Annotated in this window: 10 protein-coding genes and 11 pseudogenes; 13 read left to right on the forward strand and 8 right to left on the reverse strand. The window is 55.5% G+C overall.

Annotated elements, in window-relative coordinates; genetic code table 11:
* Window positions 1-56: 56 nt before the first annotated feature.
* A pseudogene (locus CS369_RS00065) lies at window positions 57-1,414 on the forward strand (L-serine ammonia-lyase).
* Between the two features lie 306 nt (window positions 1,415-1,720).
* On the opposite strand, the gene CS369_RS00070 reads toward CS369_RS00065, so the two are convergent.
* The 4 genes and pseudogenes from CS369_RS00070 to CS369_RS00100 all read right to left on the reverse strand — a co-directional run bounded on the left by CS369_RS00070 (window position 1,721) and on the right by CS369_RS00100 (window position 6,505).
* Window positions 1,721-2,161 carry a helix-turn-helix domain-containing protein gene (locus tag CS369_RS00070; protein WP_196905524.1) on the reverse strand — a complete coding sequence of 147 codons (441 nt, stop codon included), beginning with the start codon at window positions 2,159-2,161 and terminating at the stop codon, window positions 1,721-1,723.
* A 113-nt stretch (window positions 2,162-2,274) separates the two neighbouring features.
* A pseudogene (locus CS369_RS00075) lies at window positions 2,275-2,796 on the reverse strand (phosphate ABC transporter ATP-binding protein); the annotation flags it as partial.
* A pseudogene (gene pstA / locus CS369_RS24955) lies at window positions 2,779-4,325 on the reverse strand (phosphate ABC transporter permease PstA); the annotation flags it as partial. The pseudogenes CS369_RS00075 and pstA, both read right to left, overlap by 18 nt.
* Window positions 4,322-6,505: pseudogene (locus CS369_RS00100) on the reverse strand (ABC transporter permease subunit). The pseudogenes CS369_RS00100 and pstA, both read right to left, overlap by 4 nt.
* A 387-nt stretch (window positions 6,506-6,892) precedes the next feature.
* Here CS369_RS00100 and ppk1 point away from each other — a divergent pair.
* Entirely contained in the window at window positions 6,893-8,533 is a 1,641-nt protein-coding gene (gene ppk1, locus CS369_RS00105) for a polyphosphate kinase 1 (RefSeq protein WP_196905529.1), read from the forward strand.
* 9 nt (window positions 8,534-8,542) lie between these two features.
* Window positions 8,543-10,067, forward strand: a pseudogene (ppx, locus tag CS369_RS00110) (exopolyphosphatase).
* 207 nt (window positions 10,068-10,274) lie between these two features.
* On the opposite strand, the gene CS369_RS22660 reads toward ppx, so the two are convergent.
* A complete protein-coding gene (locus CS369_RS22660) occupies window positions 10,275-10,700 on the reverse strand; it encodes a methyl-accepting chemotaxis protein (RefSeq protein WP_244664666.1) in 426 nt (141 codons plus the stop codon).
* A 33-nt stretch (window positions 10,701-10,733) separates the two neighbouring features.
* Window positions 10,734-11,546: pseudogene (locus CS369_RS22665) on the reverse strand (nitrate- and nitrite sensing domain-containing protein).
* 344 nt (window positions 11,547-11,890) lie between these two features.
* Here CS369_RS22665 and CS369_RS00120 point away from each other — a divergent pair.
* Window positions 11,891-12,112, forward strand: coding sequence for a YfgG family protein (locus CS369_RS00120; RefSeq protein ID WP_196905530.1), 222 nt, complete (start codon window positions 11,891-11,893; stop codon window positions 12,110-12,112).
* A gap of 228 nt (window positions 12,113-12,340) precedes the next feature.
* Window positions 12,341-13,765: a magnesium transporter gene (gene mgtE / locus CS369_RS00125; RefSeq protein ID WP_196905531.1), complete on the forward strand. Its 1,425-nt coding sequence runs from the start codon at window positions 12,341-12,343 to the stop codon at window positions 13,763-13,765.
* Here mgtE and galK read toward each other — a convergent pair.
* Window positions 13,754-14,929: pseudogene (gene galK / locus CS369_RS00130) on the reverse strand (galactokinase). The gene mgtE and the pseudogene galK overlap by 12 nt on opposite strands.
* Window positions 14,903-15,795, reverse strand: a pseudogene (gene galT, locus CS369_RS00135) (galactose-1-phosphate uridylyltransferase); the annotation flags it as partial. The pseudogenes galK and galT, both read right to left, overlap by 27 nt.
* Before the next feature lie 235 nt (window positions 15,796-16,030).
* Here galT and CS369_RS22675 point away from each other — a divergent pair.
* The 8 genes and pseudogenes from CS369_RS22675 (at window position 16,031) to baeR (ending at window position 23,891) form a co-directional block, all read left to right on the forward strand.
* Window positions 16,031-16,165 (forward strand): LacI family DNA-binding transcriptional regulator, encoded by a 135-nt coding sequence (locus CS369_RS22675; protein ID WP_244664669.1) that lies wholly within the window; start codon window positions 16,031-16,033, stop codon window positions 16,163-16,165.
* Window positions 16,122-16,599 (forward strand): annotated as a pseudogene (locus CS369_RS00140) (substrate-binding domain-containing protein); the annotation flags it as partial. The gene CS369_RS22675 and the pseudogene CS369_RS00140, both read left to right, overlap by 44 nt.
* Window positions 16,600-16,820: 221 nt before the next feature.
* Entirely contained in the window at window positions 16,821-18,011 is a 1,191-nt protein-coding gene (locus CS369_RS00145; RefSeq protein WP_196905532.1) for a NupC/NupG family nucleoside CNT transporter, read from the forward strand.
* Window positions 18,012-18,166: 155 nt separating this feature from the next.
* The gene (locus CS369_RS00150) at window positions 18,167-19,420 is read left to right on the forward strand and encodes an MdtA/MuxA family multidrug efflux RND transporter periplasmic adaptor subunit (protein ID WP_196905618.1); all 1,254 of its coding nucleotides are present in this window, start codon (window positions 18,167-18,169) and stop codon (window positions 19,418-19,420) included.
* Window positions 19,420-21,224 (forward strand): annotated as a pseudogene (locus CS369_RS00155) (efflux RND transporter permease subunit); the annotation flags it as partial. The gene CS369_RS00150 and the pseudogene CS369_RS00155, both read left to right, overlap by 1 nt.
* A gap of 262 nt (window positions 21,225-21,486) precedes the next feature.
* On the forward strand, window positions 21,487-21,777 hold the full coding sequence (locus CS369_RS24960) for a hypothetical protein (RefSeq protein WP_196905533.1): 291 nt from the start codon (window positions 21,487-21,489) through the stop codon (window positions 21,775-21,777).
* Between the two features lie 7 nt (window positions 21,778-21,784).
* Window positions 21,785-23,155: pseudogene (gene baeS / locus CS369_RS00165) on the forward strand (two-component system sensor histidine kinase BaeS).
* A gap of 7 nt (window positions 23,156-23,162) precedes the next feature.
* Entirely contained in the window at window positions 23,163-23,891 is a 729-nt protein-coding gene (gene baeR, locus CS369_RS00170) for a two-component system response regulator BaeR (protein WP_196905534.1), read from the forward strand.
* The last annotated feature ends 40 nt before the right edge of the window (window positions 23,892-23,931 follow it).

Here is a 23,931-nt window from a genome sequence, read left to right on the forward strand (position 1 = left end):
GCGGAATCTGCTGGCAGCGCCTTGGCGTTGTCAGCATCTTGTTAGAGGAAATCGCCATGGTCAGCGTATTCGAGATTTTCAAAATTGGTATCGGGCCGTAGAGTTCGCACACCGTCGGGCCGATGAAAGCAGGCAAAATGTTTACCGATGAGCTGGTCAGCCAGTCGCTTATCGCCTCCGTCACCGATATCGTGGTGGACGTGTACGGTTCGCTTTCCCTGACCGGTAAAGAGCACCATACGGATATCTCCATCATTATGGGGCTGGCCGGAAACCTGCCGGACAGAGTGGATATCGACGGTATTCCGGCGTTTATTCAGCGGGTAAAAGAGACCCAGCGCCTGCCTCTACTGGGGGGCGACTATGAGGTGAACTTTCCGCTGGAAACCGCACTGCGTTTTCAGGCGGAAAACCTGCCACTGCACGAAAACGGCATGACGATCCGCGCCTACCAGCAACAAATCTTGCTGCACAGCAAAACCTACTACTCCATCGGCGGCGGCTTTGTTGTCGATCAGGAGCATTTCGGCAAGACGCTGACAACGGAAGAGAGAGCACCCTACCCGTTCTATTCTGCGCAAAAATTGCTGCAACACTGCCACGATCACTGCCTGTCTCTGTCGGCAATTGTGATGAAGAATGAGATTGCCCTGCACGAACGCGAGGCTATCGAGCACTACTTTGCCGAGGTGTGGCAAACCATGCAAAACGCCATCCATCGCGGCATGAACACCGAAGGTATTCTACCCGGTCCGCTGCGCGTTCCTCGCCGTGCCTCGGCGTTGCACCGCTTGCTGTTTATCAACGATCGCTTCTCTAAAGATCCGATGGATGCCATGGACTGGGTAAACATGTTTGCCATAGCGGTTTCGGAAGAAAACGCCGCAGGCGAATGCGTGGTAACGGCGCCGACCAACGGTGCATGCGGCATCATTCCTGCGGTGCTGGCCTACTTGTCCAACCGGTGACGCAGGAATCCTATCTGCGCTATTTTCTGGCAGCCGGTGCCATTGGCATACTCTATAAAATGAACGCCTCCATATCTGGAGAGGAAGTCGGCTGTCAGGGCGAAGTCGGGGTTGCCTGCTCCATGGCAGCAGCCGGGCTGGCGGAACTGCTGGGTGCCAATCCGGAGCAAGTATGCATTGCGGCTGAAATCGGTATGGAACACAATCTGGGGTTAACCTGCGATCCGGTGGCCGGTCAGGTACAGGTGCCCTGTATCGAGCGCAATGCCATCGCCTCGGTCAAAGCCATCAACGCGGCGCGCATGGCGATGCGCCGCACCAGTGAGCCGCGCGTCTCGCTGGATAAGGTGATCGAAACCATGTACGAAACCGGAAAAGACATGAACGCCAAATACCGCGAAACCTCACGCGGCGGGCTGGCGATCAAAGTGGTGCTGTGCGAATAACGCGATATCTTCTCATCGTCCTCAGTTCACACACTCACGTCATCCTCGGCGAAGGCCGGGGATCTCTGTGAGAGGAAACGCGTTTTACCTGCAAGAGATTCCTGCTTTCGCGGGAATAACGGTGGGGGTAGGGTGGTTTGTCAGTCTGATGAGCAGGTCACTTTAGTCCCTTGGTCATACTCAGCGAAAGCCGGGGATCTCTGTGAGACGAAACGCGTTTCACCTGCATGAGATTCCCGCTTTCGCGGGAATGATAAAGAAAATGCGAGAGTGACCGGATGGATACCGAAGTGACAGGCCACCGCCTCACGACTTTTTCTCGTTTTCAGGGCGTGACCAGATAATGTTGTTTTCCGCCGCCGAGATGTACCAGTCCACCGTGCTATTCGCGCCCGGTTTTACCGCCGCGGGTTCGCTGTGGGTTTGCGGCGGGAATGCCGACGCTTTCTTGCGAATGCGCATCGGCGTGCGCTGTTTTTCACCGCTGATTTGCGCATGGAAGGCGGAGACATCCGCATCAAACAACACGCCTTCCAGCTGATGCAGGCGGTTCAAACCGCGCAGAATGCACAACAAGCTGCTTAGGGTTATCGATTCTCCCAACTCAGCGCGTTTGATGGTGGCAATACCCAACCCGGCACGTTCGGCCAAATCAACCTGCGACAGCCGCTGCTGAATGCGTGCTTCTTTGATTCTCCGGCACAGTTCAACAACAATGTCGCCTTCATTCATACTGCTGAATTTCATGTTACGGCTTTACCTGCGCCCGATTAAATTCCGCACATTTTATAATCACTTTTTCATATGGCACGGAGAATCGTACAAAAGACTGTTTTTTTACGATTTTTTCTGCTGCACCATCAACCAAAGCGCCCGGTAATATAATCTTCCGTTTTGCGCTGGACGGGAGAGGTAAACATCGTATCGGTGAGATCGTATTCAATCAGTTTGCCCTGATGAATAAAGGCAGTGTAATCCGATACCCGCGCCACTTGCTGCATATTGTGCGTCACCAACACCAGCGTGAAGCGCTGTTTTAATGCGCCCATCAACTCTTCTATCACCAACGTAGAGATAGGATCGAGCGCGGATGTCGGCTCATCAAGCAATAACACTTCAGGTTCAATCGCAATGGCACGGGCAATCACCAGGCGTTGCTGCTGACCGCTGGAGAGCGTCAAGGCGTTATCGCCCAGCCGATCTTTCACTTCATGCCACAGCGCTGCTGCGCGCAGCGCGTTCTCCACGGTTTCATCCAACAAGCGCCGATCGCGGATACCTTGCAGGCGCAAGCCATACGCCACGTTGTCATAGATGGATTTAGGAAACGGATTGGGGCGCTGGAATACCATGCCCACCCGCCGCCGCAGCGCCGAGACATCCGCACTTTGAAACGCCAAATCGTAAATCTGAAAGCCAAGATGCATGAATTTCCGTTCCAGATGCAGATAAGGGAAAATATCATCCACCGGGAGCACCGGCACAGACTTCACCACCCCCACCAGCATCAGCGGCGCGGTTTCACCGGCGGCTCGCGCCACTGCAAGGATCAGGCCGGTCAGCATCGCGGGAACCTCAATCGACAACACCACGTGCTACAAGGTTTCCGCCCGCGTCGCGCCTAACGCTAATGAACCGTGGCGCAGCGACACGGGGATACTCGCCAACCCTTCTTCCGTCGCCACGATCACCATCGGCAACGTCAGCAGTGCCAGCGTCAGCGTCAGCGATGCCCACAACAGCCCCGGTGTACCAAACGTCGGATTTGGCAACGCATCGGCATAAAACAGCTTATCGAACGTACCGCCCATCAGGTAGACAAAAAAGCCCAACCCGAACACGCCATACACAATCGATGGCACGCCCGCCAGATTGGCAACGGCGATACGCACCCAGCGTGTGAAATGATTTTTCCCGGCATACTCATTGAGATAGATGGCGGCGATCACCCCTAATGGCATCACAACAATCGACATCAGGATAACCATCAGCACGGTACCAAAAATGGCCGGGAACAGATGGCCGTTGGCATTGTCCGGCGCATCATGGGTAAGCAGGTATGCCATTTAATGCCCCCAGTGCCGCACTTTATCCCACCGGCTCATGCTATTGGGAAACCAGGCACCTTCAATCTCCTTAAGCGGAATGCGATACAGCGTGCCTTCGGCGTCGCGCAGCAGAACCTGATTGCGATCGATTTCCTGATTGAGCGTCACCAGTTGACTGGATAGCATATCAAATCGACGCTGCAACTCACCGCGTTCAGCCTGAAAGCGCGCCAGCGTTTGGGTATCCAACGCATCGGTGCGCTGCTTTTGTTTCTCCTCCAGCCGCAGCGCTTCAACCCGCTGGTTGATTTTACGCATGTCGACCAGCCGAATGCGCTGAGTTTTGTTCACAAAACCCTGTACCAGTTGAATACGGCGCTGCAAAGTCGCAGGCAGATCTTCTGCCAGCAGCGGTTGCCCATCCTCCAGCATCCCCGCCAGAAAACCGTAGGCAACGCCGTTGTGTGCGCGCTTAAGCACAATCGCATCGGTCGGCAGCGATCGCGCGGTGATCTCCGAGGAAAGCAGCGTTTAAAAACTTTGCCCGTAGCGCTCACGCATCCCGACCTTAAACAAATAGCGAGACTCCGCCTCATCGCCAGCGGCGGCTGACGCGGAAGGCGCGGTCAGCGTTTGGTGGGCATACATTTCGCCCAGCAGCGCGCGCGGCGTTCCCGCTACCTGCTCGGTTAGCGTGAACTGCCACACGGGTTGCGGCCACAGATAGCGCCCCCCTGCCAGGCCAACATCACCACCACAGCCAGCATCGCCAACAGGCTGACGCCAATGGCCGCACCGGTTAACCATACCCAGGGCGTGCCACTACGAAACCATCTGCGCGTCTGCCCTTCATGAGACGTCATGCGTGATCCCCCTCATCCCGGTAACGTCGGCGCAATCGCTGACGCAGGGTTTCGGCCAACGTGTTGACCACAAAGGTAAAGATAAACAACACCAGCGCCGTGAGGAACAGCACGCAAAAATGCCCGCTGCCCATTACAGCATCGGGCATTTCGATGGCGATATTGGCCGCCAGCGAGCGCAACCCTTGCAGCAGCCCCGCATCGACAATGGGAGTATTGCCCGTTGCCATCAACACAATCATGGTTTCGCCAACGGCGCGGCCAAAACTCAGCATTATTGCGGCAAAAATACCGGCACTGGCAGAAGGCAACACCACGTGCCACAAGGTTTGCCACGGGGTCGCCCCCAGCGCCAAAAAGCCTTGACTCAGACGCGTGGGCACATTGAACAAGTCATCTTCCGCCAATGAGAAAATCAGCGGGATCAGCGCAAAACCCAGCGCAATCGCCGCCACCAGCGCATTGCGCTGCACGAAATTGCCGTCCATCCACTGGAACAGCGGCTGTCCGAACAGACTCACTTCCAGCGCCGGGGCAAACCAGCAAACCCCGAGCACGATCAGCAACAGTACTGGCATCAACAGCAGCACCTCGCGACCCTTTATCCAGCGCGCCGTCAGCACCCCCACCCCCAGTACGCCTAGGGTACAGAGCAGCGGCAAGGCCAGAATGGCGGAAAGATAGGTTTCAACGTGCGGCGCAAGCCAGAGTGCAGCAATCAACCCCACCACCACGGTCGGGAGCGCCCCCATGACCTCAAGCGTTGGCTTCACCCAACGGCGTAACCCCGGCGTCATAAAACAGGCGGTGTACACTGCCGCAGCCAGCGCCAGCGGCGTGGCAAACAGCATGGCGTACAGCGCCGCCTTCAGCGATCCGGCCAACAGCGGCACCAGACTGAACTTGGCCTGATAGCTGTCGTCCGCCGCCGTTGACTGCCAGATAAAGTCAGGTTGCGGGTAGTTCTCATACCAAACGCGCTGCCACAGCCCACGCCAGCCGATATCGGGGTAAGGATTATCGACACGATAGGCATACCATTGCGTTGGCGTCTTAAGCAGCAGCGCTTTGCCGTGCGCCGAAAACACCATGTGCTGTGCCTGTGCAGCAACCTGCTGCGTTAACACCGCGGCAGACTGCTTGCTGGCAAACAATGAGAGCTCACCCTGCGGCGTCAGGGTGGCAAATACCTGACGCGAGGCTTCCGGCAACAGTTGCATATCATGCGTTTCGCGCTGCGGGAAATCTCGAATCTCCGTCAGGCGCAGGCCATCCGTGCCAGGCACATCAAACCACTGAAATATTTTGCCACCCTCGGTATATACCACCAGCGAATAACCGCCGGACAGCAGCGCCAGCCGCCACGGCCCGGCAGTGGGCAACGTCGCCGTACCAGAAAGCGTCAGCGCCTCACCACTGACGCGCCACGAGGTCAGTTGGTTGCCGCTTAAGCTGTAGATAACATCGCCACGGGGCGTCAGCACCAGGTAGTCAACCGGCGTGTCGCCGAGTGCCACACTGGCGACGAGTTGCACACCGTCAGCGGAAATGCGGCCCATGGTCAAACGGTTATCCTGCGTCACCCAAACGGCGACCGCATCCACCACCGTGGCGGCGACGTTATCGGCCATCGGCGGTGTGGTTTCGCACAGTGCCAGCGCCAGATGGCGTAGCGGTGTGCCATCCGCCGTCAACGCCAGGGGCATCTTGCCAAACGGATAACGCCAGGCTGGTTATGCATTGCCGGCTAGTGGAATAAAGGGGGCGACGATCGTGATGTGCCCAGTGCCAGAAAGCAGCGCGTAATGCGGCCGCCCCTCACCGAAGGGGACGGCACGCGTAATGGGCGTGACGCTCAGTGCGGTGCGCGGCAGAGATTGCCCGCCCGCAAACACCATAAACTCGCCAAAGCCCTGTTGATCAATGCGATACCCTAAAGAACCGTCATCGCTGATCCCGACGGCGGCAGATGGCACCGATGCCACGCGCGGCGACGCGGCGTACTGTGTCACCGAGGGGGAAACAAACAGCGGTGCAACCACATACAGCAGATAGAAAAAAATCAGCACCAACGCCATCATCACCAGCAAGCCACTGCCTACCACGATGTGCTGCGTTATGCGATCCAGACGCCGCCGTCGGGCATCCTGATAGGCAAATCTGCTGTCTGTTTCTGCCATTATCCCTACACCACCCGTCAGGTTCTGTTAGTGAATGGCTAACAAAAAGCCCTGCGTCGCCCATCCCGCACGATGGAGATTACCTCAAACACCGTGGCGGATTGCTTTTCTCACCCTTACGATGAAATCGGGGTAGCATATGTTGCTTTTACACTCATAATATAACAATGGTAAGACGTTCTGTAAGAACGATTTTAACGCACGTCCCCACCGGGCGCGGCATTCAGGTTGTTTTGTGAACAAAACGATCGTAATTCTTCAGCAATGAGACGGCGTCGCATAAAAATGGTTTATAAAGAACAAGATAGCGCCACGTCGTCATAAATCCGCCATCATTGGCGTGTAGAGAGTGGGTGCACCGTCAGTAAACGATTTAACGGAGTGACAATGAGTCAGGACAAGCTCTTCATCGAGAAAGAACTAAGTTGGTTATCCTTCAACGAACGCGTGTTGCAAGAGGCTGCGGATCAGAGTAATCCGTTGATTGAGCGCATACGCTTTTTGGGCATTTACTCCAACAACCTCGATGAATTTTACAAAGTGCGCTTCGCCGATCTTAAAAGACGGATTCTGATCAACGAGGAACAAGGCTCTGCCGGTGGTTTACGCCATTTACTGAGTAAAATTCAGGCTCGCGTACTGAAAACCGATCAGGTGTTCGATAACCTGTATAACGAACTGTTGTTGGAGATGGCACGCAACCACATTTTTTTGGTGAATGAGCGTCAGGTCTCTCCGCTTCAGCAGGAGTGGCTGCGCCACTATTTCCGTCAGAACCTGCGTCAACACATCACATCGATCCTGATCCTGTCAGAAACCGATCTGGTGGAGTTTTTGAAAGATGACTACACCTATCTGGCGGTAGAGATTATTCGCGGCAACGAGATTCGCTATGCGCTGCTGGAAATCCCGTCGGACAAGGTGCCGCGATTGCGCCATAGCTGTTTCAGCCATTTCCGCAACGGGTTCGATGCCATTCGCGAGCGTGATGTGCTGCTCTACTACCCCTATCACACCTTCGAGCACGTGCTGGAACTGCTGCGTCAGGCCTCATTCGACCCCAGCGTGCTGTCGATCAAAATCAATATTTACCGCGTGGCAAAAGATTCGCGCATCATTAATGCGATGATCCACGCGGCGCATAACGGTAAAAAAGTGACCGTGGTGGTGGAATTGCAGGCGCGCTTTGATGAAGAAGCGAATATCCAGTGGGCCAAGCGCCTGACGGAAGCCGGTGTGCACGTGATTTTCTCGGTGCCAGGGCTGAAAATTCACGCCAAACTGTTCCTGATTTCCCGCCGTGAAGGGGAAAACATCGTGCGTTACGCCCACATCGGCACCGGCAACTTTAACGAAAAAACTGCCCGACTCTATACCGATTATTCACTGCTGACCGCCGATGAACGTATCACCAATGAAGTGCGCAGCGTGTTCAACTTTATCGAGAACCCTTACCGCCCGGTCAGCTTCGAGTATTTACTGGTGTCGCCGCAGAACTCGCGCGCCCGGTTGCACAAATTGATCGATGGCGAGATCGCCAACGCACAGAACAACCTTCCTGCGGCAATCACCCTTAAGGTTAACAATCTGGTCGATAAAGATCTGGCCGAAAAGCTGTATGAAGCCTCCGCCGCAGGCGTGAAGATCAACCTGCTGGTGCGCGGTATGTGTTCGCTGCCCAGAATCAGCGAAAATATTCAAGTCATTAGCATTTTAGATCGCTATCTTGAGCACGATCGGGTGTATGTGTTCCATAATGGAGGAGACAGCAAGGTGTATATCTCTTCAGCAGACTGGATGACACGTAATATCGATTATCGTATCGAGGTGGCAGCTGAAATCCTCGACCCGGCGCTGAAAAAGCAGATATTGGACACGCTGGATCTGCTGTTCAGCGATACAGTTAAAGCTCGTATTGTTGATAAAGAGCTGAGTAATCGCTATGTTGCACGCGACAACCGGCGTAAGGTCCGCGCGCAGACGGCCATTTACGAGTACCTCAAGGCCCTTGAGCAACCCGACGAATAGGCAAGAAAAATGCCCCTGATACAAACCGATACCGATAAAGAAGCACCGCAGAAATTCGCCGCGATTGATCTTGGCTCCAACAGTTTCCATATGGTGGTGGCCCGTGTGGTCAAGGTGCATTGCAAGTGTTAAGCCGACTGAAACAGCGGGTGCACCTGGCAGATGGCCTTGACAGCAACAACATGCTGAGCGAAGAGGCGATGGAGCGCGGCTTAAGCTACCTGGCGCTGTTTGCTGAGCGACTGCAAGGCTTTTCGCCTGACAACGTTTCCATCGTGGGCACCCATGCCCTGCGTGAAGCCGCCAACGCCCAGACCTTCTTGCGCCGCGCGGCCGACATTATTCCTTATCCCATCGAGATCATTTCCGGCCATGAAGAAGCGCGCCTGATTTTTATGGGCGTGGAGCACACTCAGCCAGAAAAGGGCCGCAAGCTGGTTATCGACATCGGCGGCGGCTCCACCGAGTTGGTTATCGGGGAAAATTTTGAGCCGATACTGGTCGAAAGCCGTCGTATGGGCTGTGTCAGCTTCGCACCGCAATTTTTTCCGAACGGTGAAATAAGCGAGCAGAATTTCCGGCGTGCGCGTCTGGCGGCGGTACAGAAGCTAGAAACCCTCTCCTGGGAATACCGCATTTATGGCTGGGACTATGCGCTGGGCGCATCCGGTACCATTAAATCCGCCCATGAAATTCTGGTGGAAATAGGCGAGAAAGACGGTCTGATCACGCTGGACCGGCTTAACATGCTTCGCGATCAGATTTTGCAGTTTAAAACCTTCAAATCTCTGAGTTTGCCGGGCATGTCGGAAGACCGACAATCGGTGTTGGTGCCCGGGCTGGCAATTCTGTGCGGGATTTTCGATGCGCTGGCGATCAAATCGCTGCGCCTGTCGGACGGCGCGCTGCGTGAAGGAGTGCTGTATGAAATGGAACGCCGTTTCCGCCATCAGGATATTCGTATCCGCACCGCACTGAGTCTGGCCAGCCACTACAATATCGACAGGGAACAAGCACGTCGAGTACGGGAAACCACCGAGTTGCTGTTTACCCAGTGGGCAGGCAAAACCCGTCGCTGGTGCATCCGCAGTTAGAAGCGATCCTGAAATGGGCGGCCATGCTGCACAAAGTGGGCCTGAGTATCAACCACGCGGGCATGCAACGCCATTCCGCCTATATTCTGCAAAATACCAACCTGCCAGGCTTCAATCAGGAGCAGCAGTTGTTGATGCTGTCATTGATGGTGCGCTTGCAGCGCAAAGCCATCAAGCTGGAAGAACTGCCGCGTTTCAACCTGTTCAAGAAAAAGCAGTATTTGCCAATGGTGCAGATTCTGCGGCTGGCAAGTCTGCTCAATAACCAGCGTCAGGCGACCACGCCGCCAGATTCGCTGCGCCTCAACCACTGGACACTCACCTTTCCGCAGGGCTATTTCGCGCAAAACGCGCTGGTACAACTCGATCTGGAAGCAGAACAGGCGTACTGGCAGGACGTGACTGACTGGAAATTGCTGATAATAGAAGAAGCCAACTAACGCCCTGAGCTCCCTTCAGGGGGAGCATCAGACTGATGACCAAGTCACTTCCTCTCTCGTCATCCTCGGCGAAAGCCGGGGATCTCTGCGAGAATAAACGCGTCTCTCTGCAAGGGATTCCCGCTTTTGCGGGAATGACTGCGGTGGCGGGAATGACGGTGAGAGTAAGCTGTTTGTCAGCAACCTCGCATGGCCTTTTCCGAGACACTAGGCGTCTGCCAGGAGCAAAGGGGCATTATCTGCAACCGATTCGGAAACGTCTACGTGAAAACGCCCGACCAGTTCTGTCATATCCGCCACTTGGCCATCCAGCATCTGACTCGCCATCGAGGCTTCAGCCACCAGCGTGGCATTCTGCTGGGTGACCTGCTCCAACTGGCTCAATGCTACATTGATCTGGGCGATCCCCAGCGATTGCTCGCCCGCCGCAATGGCGATATCCCCCACCAGTGCTTTTACTTTGCTGGTACCGTCGATAATCTCATGTAATCCGTGATGAGACTGTGATACCAGCGCACTGCCCTCCTCCACGCTGGAAAGGCTGTCATCGATCATCGCTGCCAGCGCCAGCCCAATCGCCAGTAGCGTGCCGCTCAGGTAGGTGATCCAGGCCCGCTGTGCACTGGCAGACAAGCGCTGGACATCGCCAAGCAGCGTGGTAACTGCCTATTCTTCGATACTTTTAAGCTGTTCGATTTTTTGTGTTTGCAATGAAAACCATTGAGCACCATCGATATTCCATTCCCCTTGCAGTGCGGCAATCGCCCGTTGGCGCAGCGCCTGCGCGTCTTGTGCTTGGCTGGAACTTATCGCGCGGTCAAACGCCTGACGCAGTGATTCCGATGCCAGGGCTATGAAGCTGGCAATATAGGCGTCGCCGCGTCCCACCAATTGATTCAGGCGAACAAACATACCCTCGCCAAAACGATTGGCAGAAAAAACGTTAGCCAACACCGCGCGCTCAATCCCAGCCTGCTCCTTGGCATTCAGCAGGCTGTAATAAGCGGTAATTTGCTGGGTGATCCCCACATCGCGCACCAAATGCGCCATCAAACCAATGCCTTCCAACAACGTCGCTACTTTTTCGCTATAGGCGCCCGGTGCGATGTTCACCGGTATCGACATGCTGTTTACCTGATCTCTGAGCGAGTCCAGTGTCTTGAGAGAATCAGCCACCTGAGTAAAGTTTTTAGCTACATCGCCGCCGAGCCAAGTAGTATCCATGTCGCGATAACGTTGCTGGAAAGCGGTAGCGGCTTTATCCGTATTCTGACGCTAAGTCTGCAATTCGGGTCCAAAGGCGTTGCCCTGACTGCCAAAATAACCGGCGCTCATCCCTCGTTCCCGTTGCAGTTGGTGCACCAACTCTCCCGCATCTCGCGCTAACTGGATCTGCTTTTCCATCCGGTTCATTTCACGTTCTGTCTGACGACGCTCATTAATTCCAAATACGCTGAGCCACAGCAATGCCAGTAGCATGGTAATAGCGCGAGGAGGAATTTATTACGTATCGAAATGCGGTGAAGTATCTGCATTGGAAGCCGCTCCGTATTCCATTTAAGGGCAGGTTAGGTTTGCTGTGTCAAAACAACGAACATCACTTCCTCCTATCAGTGTTGATAAGCAAGGCTTATTTTTAGTGTCGATATCAATGACCGGCGTTGCGCCGATTTATTATGTATGGCACAGAAACCGCAAATATTCACGACACCGCGCTCGGCGAAATCCATCAGGTTCACAAAAGTAAGTCGAAGGATTGACCAACTTCATCAATTGTGAATAAATAGAAACTGCGCATAAGCGCGGATACGAGAGTGATAATAATGGCTACCCTGATACACAAGCGACGATCGTCCCGCGAGAGACGAAGCGGTTCGCGAATTGCGCAAGCGATTCTCCTGATCAGTTTCTTTATCCTCGTAGGCCGTTTCGCTTACTCCTCCGTTAGTGCCTTTTTCCATCATCAAGATAAACAGCAACGTATCGAACAAACGCTGAAATCATCGCCGGTCAACCCGACGCTTCCCTTCGTTAAAAAAGAGTAGCGCACGCGCTGTTTTGCTCCTCTGAGCGCCACATTTTCGATCATCTTCGTTATCCTGCATTGCGGGAAGCCTTGCTATTATCCTTTTCTTCCCTAAGATTTTTTTCATCAGGTTGCTCTGCCTTAGCGGCCACTCTGTGCTAGGATTACACTATTGCAGCATTACGCGGCCCACGGAGATAATGGGTGCCGTGTGCGTGTCACGAGATACCGACTGAGAAAAATAATCATGCCAAGCGTCAAAAAACTCTCGGCCATTCGCCGTCGCATTTCATTGTTGTTGCTGGACGATCCTGCGCTGGTGGAAAGCATCATCACTCAGCAACCCCCGGTTGCTGAGTATGAAAAAAAGCGGCTTCTCGACCACACCGCCGAGATCTGTACGCTGCTTACCGAATTACATGCTGCTGACCTTGCTGACCTGCTGGAATCGCTGCCGCCCGAAGCGCGACAGGCGCTATGGTGCCTGACACCGCTCGATAAACGTGGTTTTGTATTGTATGAGGCCTCGGACACCATTTCTGATGGCCTAATCGCCCAGATGAGTGACAAAGATATCCTGCGCGCCATTCGTCCACTGGATATCGATGAGCAGGCGCAGTTAGCACGTCGCCTGCCGCGCCACCTGCTGGGTCGTATTCTCACCGCGCTGGAACCCCGCCAGCGGGCACAACTGCGAGAAACCATCCAGTACGACGAAGATTCTGTCGGTTATCTGGTTGATTTCAATCTGCTGACGGTACGACCGGACGTTACACTGGCAGTAGTACAACGTTTTCTGCGTTGGCATAAGGTAATCCCCGACGCTACCGACAAACTGTTTGTCACCGATCGTAAAAACCGCCTGCTGGGTGAGCTCACGCTGACCAATATTCTGCTGCACAAGCCAAACACACGGGTTGAGCAGGCAATGGATCCGGAGCCGATCCTGTTCGAACCGGAAACGGAAACTGATGATGTCGCCAGTGCGTTCGAACGCTACGATCTGATTTCCGCCGCCGTTGTCGACAGCAAAGGCAAGCTGTTGGGACGCGTCACCGTGGAAGATATTCTGGATCGGGTTAATCGTACCAGCGATTACCATCTGCGCCGCTCCGGCGGGTTGACGGCGTCAGAAGATGTCTATGCGCCAGTGGCCACGGCGGTAAAAAATCGTTCAGGCTGGCTGGCCATAAACCTCTGCACCGCCTTGATCGCGTCCCGGGTTATTGGCTTGTTCGAAGACACGCTGGCACATCTGGTGGCGCTGGCAACGTTGATGCCGATTGTCGCTGGCATCGGCGGCAATACTGGCAATCAAACCATCACCATGATCGTGCGCGCGCTGGCGTTGCACCAGTTGGATCACGGCAAAAAATCTACCTTACTGTTTAAAGAGTTGGGCGTTGCCGTCGTCAATGGCCTGGTGTGGGGTGCCGTGCTCGCCGTCATCACCGTGCTGCTGTACGGCAACATCGCCATGGGCGGCGTCATGATGCTGGCTATCCTGCTCAACTTACTGCTGGCCGCCACCATGGGGGTAACGATTCCGCTGGCAATGGTAAAACTGGGTCGCGATCCCGCCGTCGGCTCCAGCGTGATGATCACCGCGATCACCGATACCGGCGGCTTTTTTATCTTCCTCGGGCTGGCGACCCTGTTTTTACTGCCCTGATGCAGGCAACACTCCTGCCCCGGCTGACGGCTGGCAGATGTGAAGCGTAGGTGGCAGTCCGGTGCGGGCCGGATAATCCCGCGCCACCCGCTCGCACACCTCTGCCGTTAACACAGCAGGCAACAGCTCGACCACACAGCCGCCGAAACCGCCGCCGGTCATGCGTACCCCGCCGCACTCACCGATATAGTCGTCAATCAGCGCAACCAGCGTGTCGATGGGCGGCACCGTAATGGCAAAATCGTCACGCATTGAGTGGTCCGATTCCGCCATCAGACGGGAAATACGCGGGATATCGCCCACCGTGAGCGCCGCTGCGGCTTCCAGCGTACGCTGGTTTTCGGTAACGATATGGCGCGCACGCTGTGCCACTATCGCATCCAGCCCCGCACGGTGGGCTTCAAACTGTGCCAGTGAGACATCGCGCAGTGCTTTCACACCAAAATGCCGCGCTGCCGCCTCACACTGCGCGCGCCGGGTGTTGTATTCGCTGTCCACCAGCCCACGCCGCACGTTAGAGTTAATGATCAGAACATCCAATCCCGGCGGGATCGGCACCGCCGTGCCTTGCAACGAACGGCAGTCAATCAACAACGCATGGCCCGCAACGCCCTGCGCGGAAATAAACTGATCCATGATGCCGCAGTTACAGCCGACAAAGTGGTTTTCTGCCTGCTGGCCGTTCAGCGCCAGATCCAACGGGCTGAGCGGTAACGCATAGAGCGTTTTAAACACCTGCCCGACCGCTACTTCCAGTGAGGCGGAGGAACTGAGCCCGGCACCGGTTGGCACGTTTCCGGCAATGACCATATCCACGCCGCCCAAGGTCAATCCGCGCGCCAGCAGATACTTCACCACACCGCGAATATAGTTCGGTCAGAGATACTGTGGATGCGGTTCAATCGTCTGCGTTAAGTCAAAGCTGTCCTGCTGCTCTTCCATGTTGACGGCCACCACCCGAACCAGACTGTCGGCACGCGGGGCGGCAGCAATCACCGTGTGGTAATCAATGGCGCAGGGCAACACAAACCCGTCGTGGTAATCCGTGTGCTCACCGATCAGGTTGACGCGCCCGGGAGCCTGCACCTGAACCGCAGGCGCATAGCCAAAGGTGGCGTTGAACACGGCATCCACCTGTTGCCGCACGCTGGCTGAACGCAGCAGGGGCGGATAGAAATGCGCATGCAGTTGCCAGTGGGCGTTATCGCCTTTAATAAACGGCGCACCGTGCCAGCCCATGGAATAGGGAAACGCGCACTGAAACAGATTATCGTAACGGCTGGTTAGCTTTTTCAGCGCCAGACACAAATCGCTGCGCTGTGCGGCAGCAGCAGCGTTTCAAACGGCCAGGCAGCCCAATAGGGCACTACCGCCAGCCAGTGTTCCGTTTCCACCACACAGCGCACCTGCTCCGCCTGTTCGCGCTGGGCATAATCCAGCAAGAGTGACGTGCCATGGCGTTCAAAATAGGCGCGCTGCTGCCCGTCTTCTTTGGCGATATCGGTGGGTAAAAAGCTGTTGGCCCACACTTGCCCATGCGGATTCGGGTTAGAACATCCCATCATCGCGCCTTTGTTTTCAAACACCTGAACCCACGGGTACTGTTTCCCCAGTATTTCTGTTTGTTCGCACCAGGCGGCGACAACCTGTGCCAGCGCAGCCAGTGAGAGTTCCGGCAACGTTTTGCTGTGGTCAGGTGAGAAGCAGATAACACGACTAGTGCCCTGTACGCTTTGCGTTTGAAACAACGGATCGTCACTTGCCGCCAACGCGGGGGTTTGCTCCATCAGCGCTGAAAAATCATTGCGAAACACATAGGTGTGGGTGTAATTCGGGTTCACCTCCCCGGTAACGCGACGGTTGCCTGCGCAGAGAAAACAATCCGGATCGTGAGCCGGTAACAGACGCTTGTCCGGCTCATTCTGCTGGCCCTGCAAGGGGCGTTTAGAGCGATGGGGAGAAACCAGCACCCATTCACCGCTAAGCGGATTGTAACGACGATGCGGGTGCTCTGTGGGATTGAATGACATTCCTGACACTCCTTAAACTGCAGCGATACCTTTGGTACGTTGACGGGCGCATGGGGTATAATTTGTTTTCACATGGCGCGATAAAAATCGCAAAAAAGCCAGTTGCAAACGCTGTGTAAACGATTACCCTCATTGTAGGCAGTAAGCGTGATAAATGAGAATAGCGACACGCGCGATTGATATTGATACCGATCACATAAACAAATAACCATCAATACAGACAGGGAAACCACCGATGGCAACCATAAAGGATGTTGCGCGCCTGGCCGGCGTCTCCGTGGCAACGGTTTCACGGGCCATCAATGACTCGCCTAAAGCCAGCCAGGCATCGCGCCATTGCCTTTCTCTGTTCCGATCACCCGATTTCTGACGCCGACGATCGCTTACAGGGCTACAGCACCGCCCTGCACGACCAAGGCATTTCGCTGGATAGCCGGCTTATCGCCCGCGCCGCGCCGGATGAAACCGGCGGCGATGCGCGAACTGCTGAGTCGCGGCGTGCCTTTCAGCGCCGTGGTGTGTTACAACGACTCGATGGCGGTGGGCGCATTGGCAGTATTGAGCGACAACGGCATTGAGGTGCCACAAGCCGTATCCCTGATAGGTTTTGACGACGTGCTTATCGCGCGCTACTTGCGCCCACGTTTGACTACCATCCGCTACCCGGTGATAGCCATGTCGACGCAAGCCGCCGAGTTGGCGATTGCGCTGGCACAAGGCCAGGCGCTGACGGCGGTAACCAATACCTTTACGCCGACGCTGGTACGTCGCCACTCGGTACAGTCCCTCACCCAGGCTCGTTAACTCCCGTTAGCTGGCGATATGGGCATCCCCAAACCGGGTTGCCCACGCTCTTATTGGTTACGTTTGCTTACCATTCCCACCCACCTCCCTGCGATAAGCTATTCAACTTAGCGCTATTCCCACGATATAATGATACTTTTGCGTGTTTTATCGCATTTTTAACTTTTTCGTTACCTAGAATGGCGAGGGAAACGTTACCCCGCCTACTATTCGGAGCTCTCATGACCCATATTGCGCAATTTGCGTTGGCACTGCCTGTCGTTGCCGGTTTAGCGCTGCTTGTCTGCCGCGACCGTAAAAGCATTCGTATCCGTTTTATTATTCAGCTGTTAGTGATTGAAATTCTGCTCGCCTGGTTCTTTTTGTATTCCAACGTGGGCCTGGGCTTCGTAAAAGGGTTTGCCGCCGTCTTTGATAAATTGCTGGGGTTTGCCGGACAAGGGACCAATTTCGTGTTTGGCGATATGGTCAACCACGAAAAGAATCTGATCTCCTTCTTCTTCAAAGTGTTGTGCCCTATTGTGTTTATCTCGGCATTGATCGGGATCCTGCAACACATCAAGGTGCTGCCTATCGTGATTCGCGCCATCGGTACGGTGCTGTCCAAGGTGAACGGCATGGGGAAACTGGAGTCGTTTAACGCGGTCAGCTCGCTGATTCTGGGCCAATCGGAAAACTTCATTGCCTATAAAGATATTCTGGGCAAGATGTCGGAAAAACGCATGTACACCATGGCTGCCACGGCGATGTCGACGGTGTCGATGTCTATTGTTGGTGCCTACATGACCATGCTGGATTCCAAATACGTGGTGGCGGCGCTTATTCTGAATATGTTCAGCACCTTTATTGTGTTGTCATTGATCAACCCATATAAAGTAGATGCCGAACCCGAGCTGCAACTGCGCGATCTGCATGAAAACCAAAGCTTCTTTGAAATGCTGGGGGAATACATTCTTGACGGTTTCAAAGTGGCCTGTATCGTCGCCGCTATGCTGATCGGCTTTATCGCGCTGATTGCCATGGTAAACGCGATTTTCAGCGCCATTTTTGGTATCAGCTTCCAGGAAATGTTGGGCTATGTGTTCTTCCCCTTCGCCTGGATCATGGGGATTCCTGCCAGTGAAGCGTTGCAAGTCGGCAGCATCATGGCGACCAAGCTGGTGTCTAACGAATTCGTTGCCATGCTGGAACTGCAAAAAGTGGCGAGCCAGTTGTCACCGCGCAGCGTCGGGATCCTCTCCGTGTTCCTGGTGTCGTTCGCCAACTTATCTTCTATCGGCATCATTGCCGGTGCTATCAAAGGGTTAAACGAGAATCAGGGTAACGTGGTGTCTCGCTTCGGCCTGAAGTTGGTCTACGGCTCTACCTTGGTCAGCATTCTCTCTGCCTCAATCGCCGGGCTGGTGCTGTAATTTGCCATGACGATCGTCGGGCGGCCATACGGTCGCCCGCTATCCGCTACAAACCCTGACATTTCTTCCACATTTCCTTCATTATTATTTGAGTAAAACACAGTAGACTACGCTCATTGTGTTAATACTGGCTGCCACTCGATTCGTAAACCATGATGAATACCACTCGTCTTTTTCGTCTGCTGTTGCTTGCGTTCGCGGTTATCGCCGCCGTTGTCATCTGGCGTTACTTGCGCCCCGCCGATGCGCCGACGGCAGCCCCTTCAGCCCGTCAGGAAGCCAGTAATACCAGTGCCCCCGCGCGCAATGCAGGCAACGGTGGCGGACGGCGTTCCGCCATGCGCGCATTGCCCCCCGTACAGGCAGCGACCACGCGCACCGCAGCGGTGCCGTATTACCTTTCGGGGTTGGGCACCATTACCGCTGCCAATACCGTGACGGTGCACAGCCGGGTTAACGGCGAACTGATGGCGCTGCATTTTCAGGAAGGACAAAAGGTCAAGGCAGGCGATCTGCTGGCAGAAATCGACCCACGCCCCTATCAGGTGGCGCTGACGCAGGCACAAGGGCAATTGGCGAAAGATCAGGCCGCGCTGGCCAATGCGCGTCAGGATCTGGCACGTTACCAGCAACTGATTAAAACCAACCTGATTTCCCGTCAGGAACTGGATGCACAGGCGGCACAGGTGCATCAGGCTGAAGGCACGGTCAAGGCCGATGAAGGTTCGGTCGCCAGCGCCGAATTGCAGCTCACCTATAGCCGTATTACCTCGCCGATCAATGGCCGCGTGGGGCTTAAACAGGTGGATGTGGGCAACTACATCACCAGCGGCGACAGCACCGGCATTGTGGTGTTGACCCAAACGTATCCGATTGATGTCATCTTCACGTTACCGGAAGGTGATATCGCCACGGTGCTGAGCGCACAGAAATCGGGCCAAGCCGTACCAGTTGAGGCCTGGGATCGCGCCAACCAGCACAAGCTGTCACAAGGCAGCCTGCTCAGCATGGATAACCAGATTGATGCCACCACCGGTACCATCAAGCTGAAAGCCCGCTTTGAAAATAGCGATGACGCCTTGTTTCCCAACCAGTTTGTCAATGTGCGCATGCAAGTTACCACCTTGCAAAATGCGCTGCTGGTGCCACTGTCCGCCATTCAGATGGGCAGCGAAGGACGTTTTGTCTGGGTGCTGAATGAGAAAAGTCAGGTCAGTAAACACAGCGTGACCGTCGGTATTCAATATGGCCAGGAGATGGTGGTGACAGCCGGCCTAAATGAGGGCGATCGCGTGGTCACCGACGGTATCGACCGCTTAACCGAAGGGGCACAGGTGGAAGTGATTAGCGCCGCTAACACCACCACCACACCGCCATCCAAACACGCCACGCGCGGGGAGAACCCCTGATGCAAGGGGAGATTCCGGCAGGCGGAGGCCCATCCCGTCTGTTTATCCTGCGCCCTATCGCCACCACCCTGTTGACGCTGGCGATCCTACTGGCGGGGATTATTGGCTATCGGGCATTACCGGTCTCCGCGCTGCCAGAGGTGGATTACCCAACCATTCAGGTGGTGACACTCTACCCTGGAGTCAGCCCGGATGTGATTGCGTCTGCGATCACCGCCCCCTTGAGCGTCAGTTCGGGCAAATGTCAGGGCTGAAACAGATGTCGACGCAAAGCTCCGGCGGCGCATCGGTGATCACCCTGCAATTTCAACTGACGCTGCCGTTGGATGTCGCAGAGCAGGACGTGCAGGCCGCCATCAACGCCGCCAACAATTTGTTGCCCAGCGATCTGCCCTACCCACCGATTTACAGCAAGGTCAATCCGGCCGATCCGCCGATCATGACGCTGGCGGTGGCGTCCAGCGCCATGCCGATGACGCAAGTACAGGATATGGTGGAAACCCGTATCGCGCAGAAAATGGCGCAGGCCTCTTACGGGCTGGATAGCGAAACCCTGCGCAGTGCCATCACCAGTGCCATCACCAGTGCCAACGTCAACTCCGCCAAAGGTAGCCTGGATGGTCCGACACGCGCGGTAACCTTGTCAGCCAACGACCAGATGAAGTCCGCAGAGGATTATCGCCAGCTGATTATTGCCTGGCGCAATGGCGCACCGGTACGGCTGCGCGATGTCGCTACCGTGGAACAAGCCCCGGAAAACACCGCCCTGGGAGCCTGGGCCAACCGTGAACAGGCGATCATCATCAACATCCAGCGCCAGCCGGGTGCCAACGTGATCACCACCACGGACAGCCTGCGTAATCTGCTGCCAACGTTAACCGCCAGCCTGCCAAAATCAGTAACCGTCACTACGCTGACCGATCGCACCGCCAGTATCCGCGCGTCAGTGAAAGATGTGCAGTTTGAACTGATGCTGGCGATTGCGCTGGTGATTATGGTTATTTACCTGTTTTTGCGCAACGCCATCGCCACGCTGATCCCAAGTATCGTGGTGCCCCTGTCGCTGGTCGGCACCTTCGCCGCCATGTACCTGTGCGGTTTCAGCCTGAATAACCTTTCGCTGATGGCACTGACGATTGCCACCGGATTAGTGGTGGAAGATGCCATCGTAGTGCTGGAGAACATTTCACGCCATATTGAAGCAGGCATGAAACCGATGCAGGCCGCACTGAAAGGGGTGCGCGAGGTCGGCTTTACCGTGTTGGCGATGAGCCTGTCGCTGGTGGCGGTGTTCCTGCCGCTGCTGCTGATGGGCGGATTGCCGGGGCGCTACTTTCGTGAATTCACCGTCACGCTGTCTGCGGCGATAGCCATTTCGCTGATCATTTCCGTCACCCTGACACCAATGATGTGCGCGCGCCTGCTGCGCAGCCATGAAAAACACAACCAGCCGCGCAAGCGCGGTTTTGGTCGCCTGCTCGTCGCGTTACAACAGCAGTATGGCCGTTCGTTACGCTGGGTGTTGCAACACGCACGCTGGGTGCTGGTCATTCTGATTGGCACCATCGGGCTTAACGTCTGGCTCTATATCTCCATTCCCAAAACCTTTTTCCCTGAACAGGATACTGGCCGCGTGATGGGCTTCATTCAGGCCGATCAGAGCATTTCATTTCAGGCAATGAGCAACAAGCTGCATGATTTTATGGTGATAGTCAGCGCCGATCCGGCGGTGGATGACGTGACGGGCTTTACCGGCGGCTCGCGCACCAACGCAGGCTCGATGTTTATTACGCTCAAACCGCTGTTTTTACAGCTGGGCATGGGATTCTCGCCGTTTCATGCCGGGTTGATGATGATCCCGATGATTCTCGGCAGCATGGGCACCAAGCGTATCGTGGTCAGTATCATTAACCGCTTGGGCTACCGTACCGCCCTGATTGTATCTACCCTGGCGCTATCGCTCAGCACCCTGCTGTTTGCCACCGTCAGCGCTGCTGAACTGGCTGTGGTTACTGCCGCTGGTGTTAATACTGGTGGGCGTTGCCAATTCAGTGCGTTTTTCAACCATGAATACCCTGACGCTGAAAGATCTGCCGGACAGCATCGCTAGCGGAGGCAACAGCCTGCTGTCGATGACCATGCAGCTTTCCATGAGCCTCGGCGTAAGTCTGGCAGGCATTCTACTTGGTATTTTTGCCCAACAGGGGACGCTGGACATCGCCAGCCCGACAACCGCTGAGGTATTCCTCTATTATACCTATCTGAGTATGGCCGTCATATTGGCGCTACCCGCCCTGCTGTTCCTGCGCGAGCCACCGGACCAGATCAAGCAGAACGTGCTGCCGGGAAAAAGGTGAGGATACGATGAGATTCGGCATTACCACTAAACTGTTTCTCGCCATTTTTGCCACCTGCATGCTGGTGTTGATCACCATGCATTGGGGCGTCCGAATGAGCTTCGAACGCGGCTTTGTTGATTACATCAAGCAAAGCAATGCGCAGCGCGTCGAGCAACTGCGTGATGCATTACAGGAGCAGTATGCGCAGTACGGCGACTGGGCGTTCCTGCGCAACAATGAACGCTTGGTGTTCAAACTGCTGCACACCATGGATCAGAATGAAGATGACGGCAACAGCATGCGCGGCTGGCGAGTCCGGCTCTGGGTGCTGGATGCCCAGCGTAACCGACTGTTTGGTTCGCCAGCCCCGATTGCCGCCGAAAGCACCTGGCAAGCCATTCGCCATCAGGGCATGGTGGTCGGTTGGGTGGTGGCATCGCCCAGTGAACGCCTGACGCGCGATGCGGATATCAATTTCGACTGGCAGCAACAGCGCACTAGTTGGTTTATTGTCGGGCTATCAACGCTGCTCGCCATCATTGTGACCTGGCTGATGGCGCGCGGCCTGCTGGCACCGGTGAAACGACTGATGCAGGGGATCCACCGTCTGGCTGCCGGGGAGTTTACTGCACGCGTGCCGGTCAATACCCGCGATGAATTGGGCCGGCTGGCGCAAGATTTTAACCAGCTCGCCACCGCATTAGAAAAAAACGAGCAGTCACGCCGCGCCTTTATGGCCGATATTTCCCATGAGCTGCGCACGCCGTTGGCGGTACTGAGCGGCGAGCTGGAAGCCATACAGGATAGCGTGCGCAAGGCGGATTCAAGCTCCCTGCTCTCGTTGCAAAACGAAGTCTCCACGCTGACCAAACTGGTGGATGATCTGCATCAGTTGTCACTCTCCGATGTCGGCGCGCTCGCTTATCGCCGCGTTTCCGTGGATTTAATCCAACTGCTGCATATCAGCGTCGCGTCCTTCAACGAGCGCTTTCAGAAAAAACACATCGAGGTCATCACGCAGTTGCCAGAGCGCGCCAGCGCCTTTGGCGATCCGGACCGACTCAGCCAGCTGTTTAACAACCTGCTGGAGAACAGCCTGCGCTACACTGACAATGGTGGACAGTTACAGATCCGTGCCCATACTTAAAATAGCGTGTGCACTCTGGTATGGGAGGACAGCGCGCCGGGCGTCGACGCCGAGCAACTGGCTCGGATTTTCGATCGTTTCTACCGCGCAGAACGGTCACGCAATCGCGCCAGCGGCGGTTCAGGGCTGGGATTGGCTATCTGCAAGAATATCGTTGAGGCCCACGGTGGACGATTGTATGCTAGCGCTTCCTTACTCGGTGGTTTGCAGATGACCGCCGAATTCCCGCTTCATCCACCAGAATCCTGAAACGCCGATGACCGAAACCTTATCGAACGAGACGCTGCCAGAGCAGGTGCTGATTGTTGAAGATGAGCCCAAGCTCGGCCAGCTTTTAGTGGACTACCTTCAGGCCGCAGAATACAACACACACTGGATCACCCACGGCGATGAGGTGTTGCCTTGGGTGCGCGAGCACTCACCGTCGTTGATTCTGCTGGATTTGATGCTGCCAGGCACCGATGGTCTGACGCTGTGCCGCATCATCCGCCAGTTTTCCAATATGCCGATTATCATGGTTACCGCGCGTAGCGAGGAGATTGACCGGCTGCTGGGATTAGAAATTGGTGCGGATGATTACATCTGCAAACCCTACAGCCCACGGGAAGTGGTGGTACGGGTGAAAACCCTGCTACGCCGCTGCCGCTGGCAGTCTGCACCGCCGCCCGAAGCGGGACTGGAAGCCGCCTTGCAGATCGATAACAGCCGTTTTCAGGCCAGCTACCTCGGACAGCCGCTCGATCTGACACCGGCAGAGTTTCGCCTTCTGAAAACCCTTTCGACAGAGCCCGGTAAGGTGTTTTCGCGCGAAGCGCTGCTGGATAAGCTCTACGATGACTACCGCGTCGTGACCGATCGCACCATCGACAGCCATATCAAAAATCTGCGGCGCAAGCTGGAGCAACTGGACGAACAGACATCGTTTATCCGCACCGTTTATGGCATGGGATACCGCTGGGAAGCCGGATCCTGTGAAGTGGTCTAACACACTCAGGTTCCCGACAAGCGGGAACCCGTTGATAACC

Source organism: Candidatus Symbiopectobacterium sp. 'North America', from assembly GCF_015762685.1.
GTDB lineage: Bacteria > Pseudomonadota > Gammaproteobacteria > Enterobacterales > Enterobacteriaceae > Symbiopectobacterium.

What these genes read in the sequence shown, in the direction of transcription:
- CS369_RS00145 (WP_196905532.1), top strand. Translation starts at nt 16,821, where the DNA reads ATGACCCATATTGCGCAATTTGCGTTGGCACTGCCTGTCGTTGCCGGT.
- CS369_RS22675 (WP_244664669.1), top strand. Translation starts at nt 16,031, where the DNA reads ATGGCAACCATAAAGGATGTTGCGCGCCTGGCCGGCGTCTCCGTGGCA.
- CS369_RS24960 (WP_196905533.1), top strand. Translation starts at nt 21,487, where the DNA reads ATGAATACCCTGACGCTGAAAGATCTGCCGGACAGCATCGCTAGCGGA.
- CS369_RS00150 (WP_196905618.1), top strand. Translation starts at nt 18,167, where the DNA reads ATGAATACCACTCGTCTTTTTCGTCTGCTGTTGCTTGCGTTCGCGGTT.
- CS369_RS00120 (WP_196905530.1), top strand. Translation starts at nt 11,891, where the DNA reads ATGGCTACCCTGATACACAAGCGACGATCGTCCCGCGAGAGACGAAGC.
- CS369_RS00070 (WP_196905524.1), bottom strand. Translation starts at nt 2,161, where the DNA reads ATGAAATTCAGCAGTATGAATGAAGGCGACATTGTTGTTGAACTGTGC.
- baeR (WP_196905534.1), top strand. Translation starts at nt 23,163, where the DNA reads ATGACCGAAACCTTATCGAACGAGACGCTGCCAGAGCAGGTGCTGATT.
- ppk1 (WP_196905529.1), top strand. Translation starts at nt 6,893, where the DNA reads ATGAGTCAGGACAAGCTCTTCATCGAGAAAGAACTAAGTTGGTTATCC.
- mgtE (WP_196905531.1), top strand. Translation starts at nt 12,341, where the DNA reads ATGCCAAGCGTCAAAAAACTCTCGGCCATTCGCCGTCGCATTTCATTG.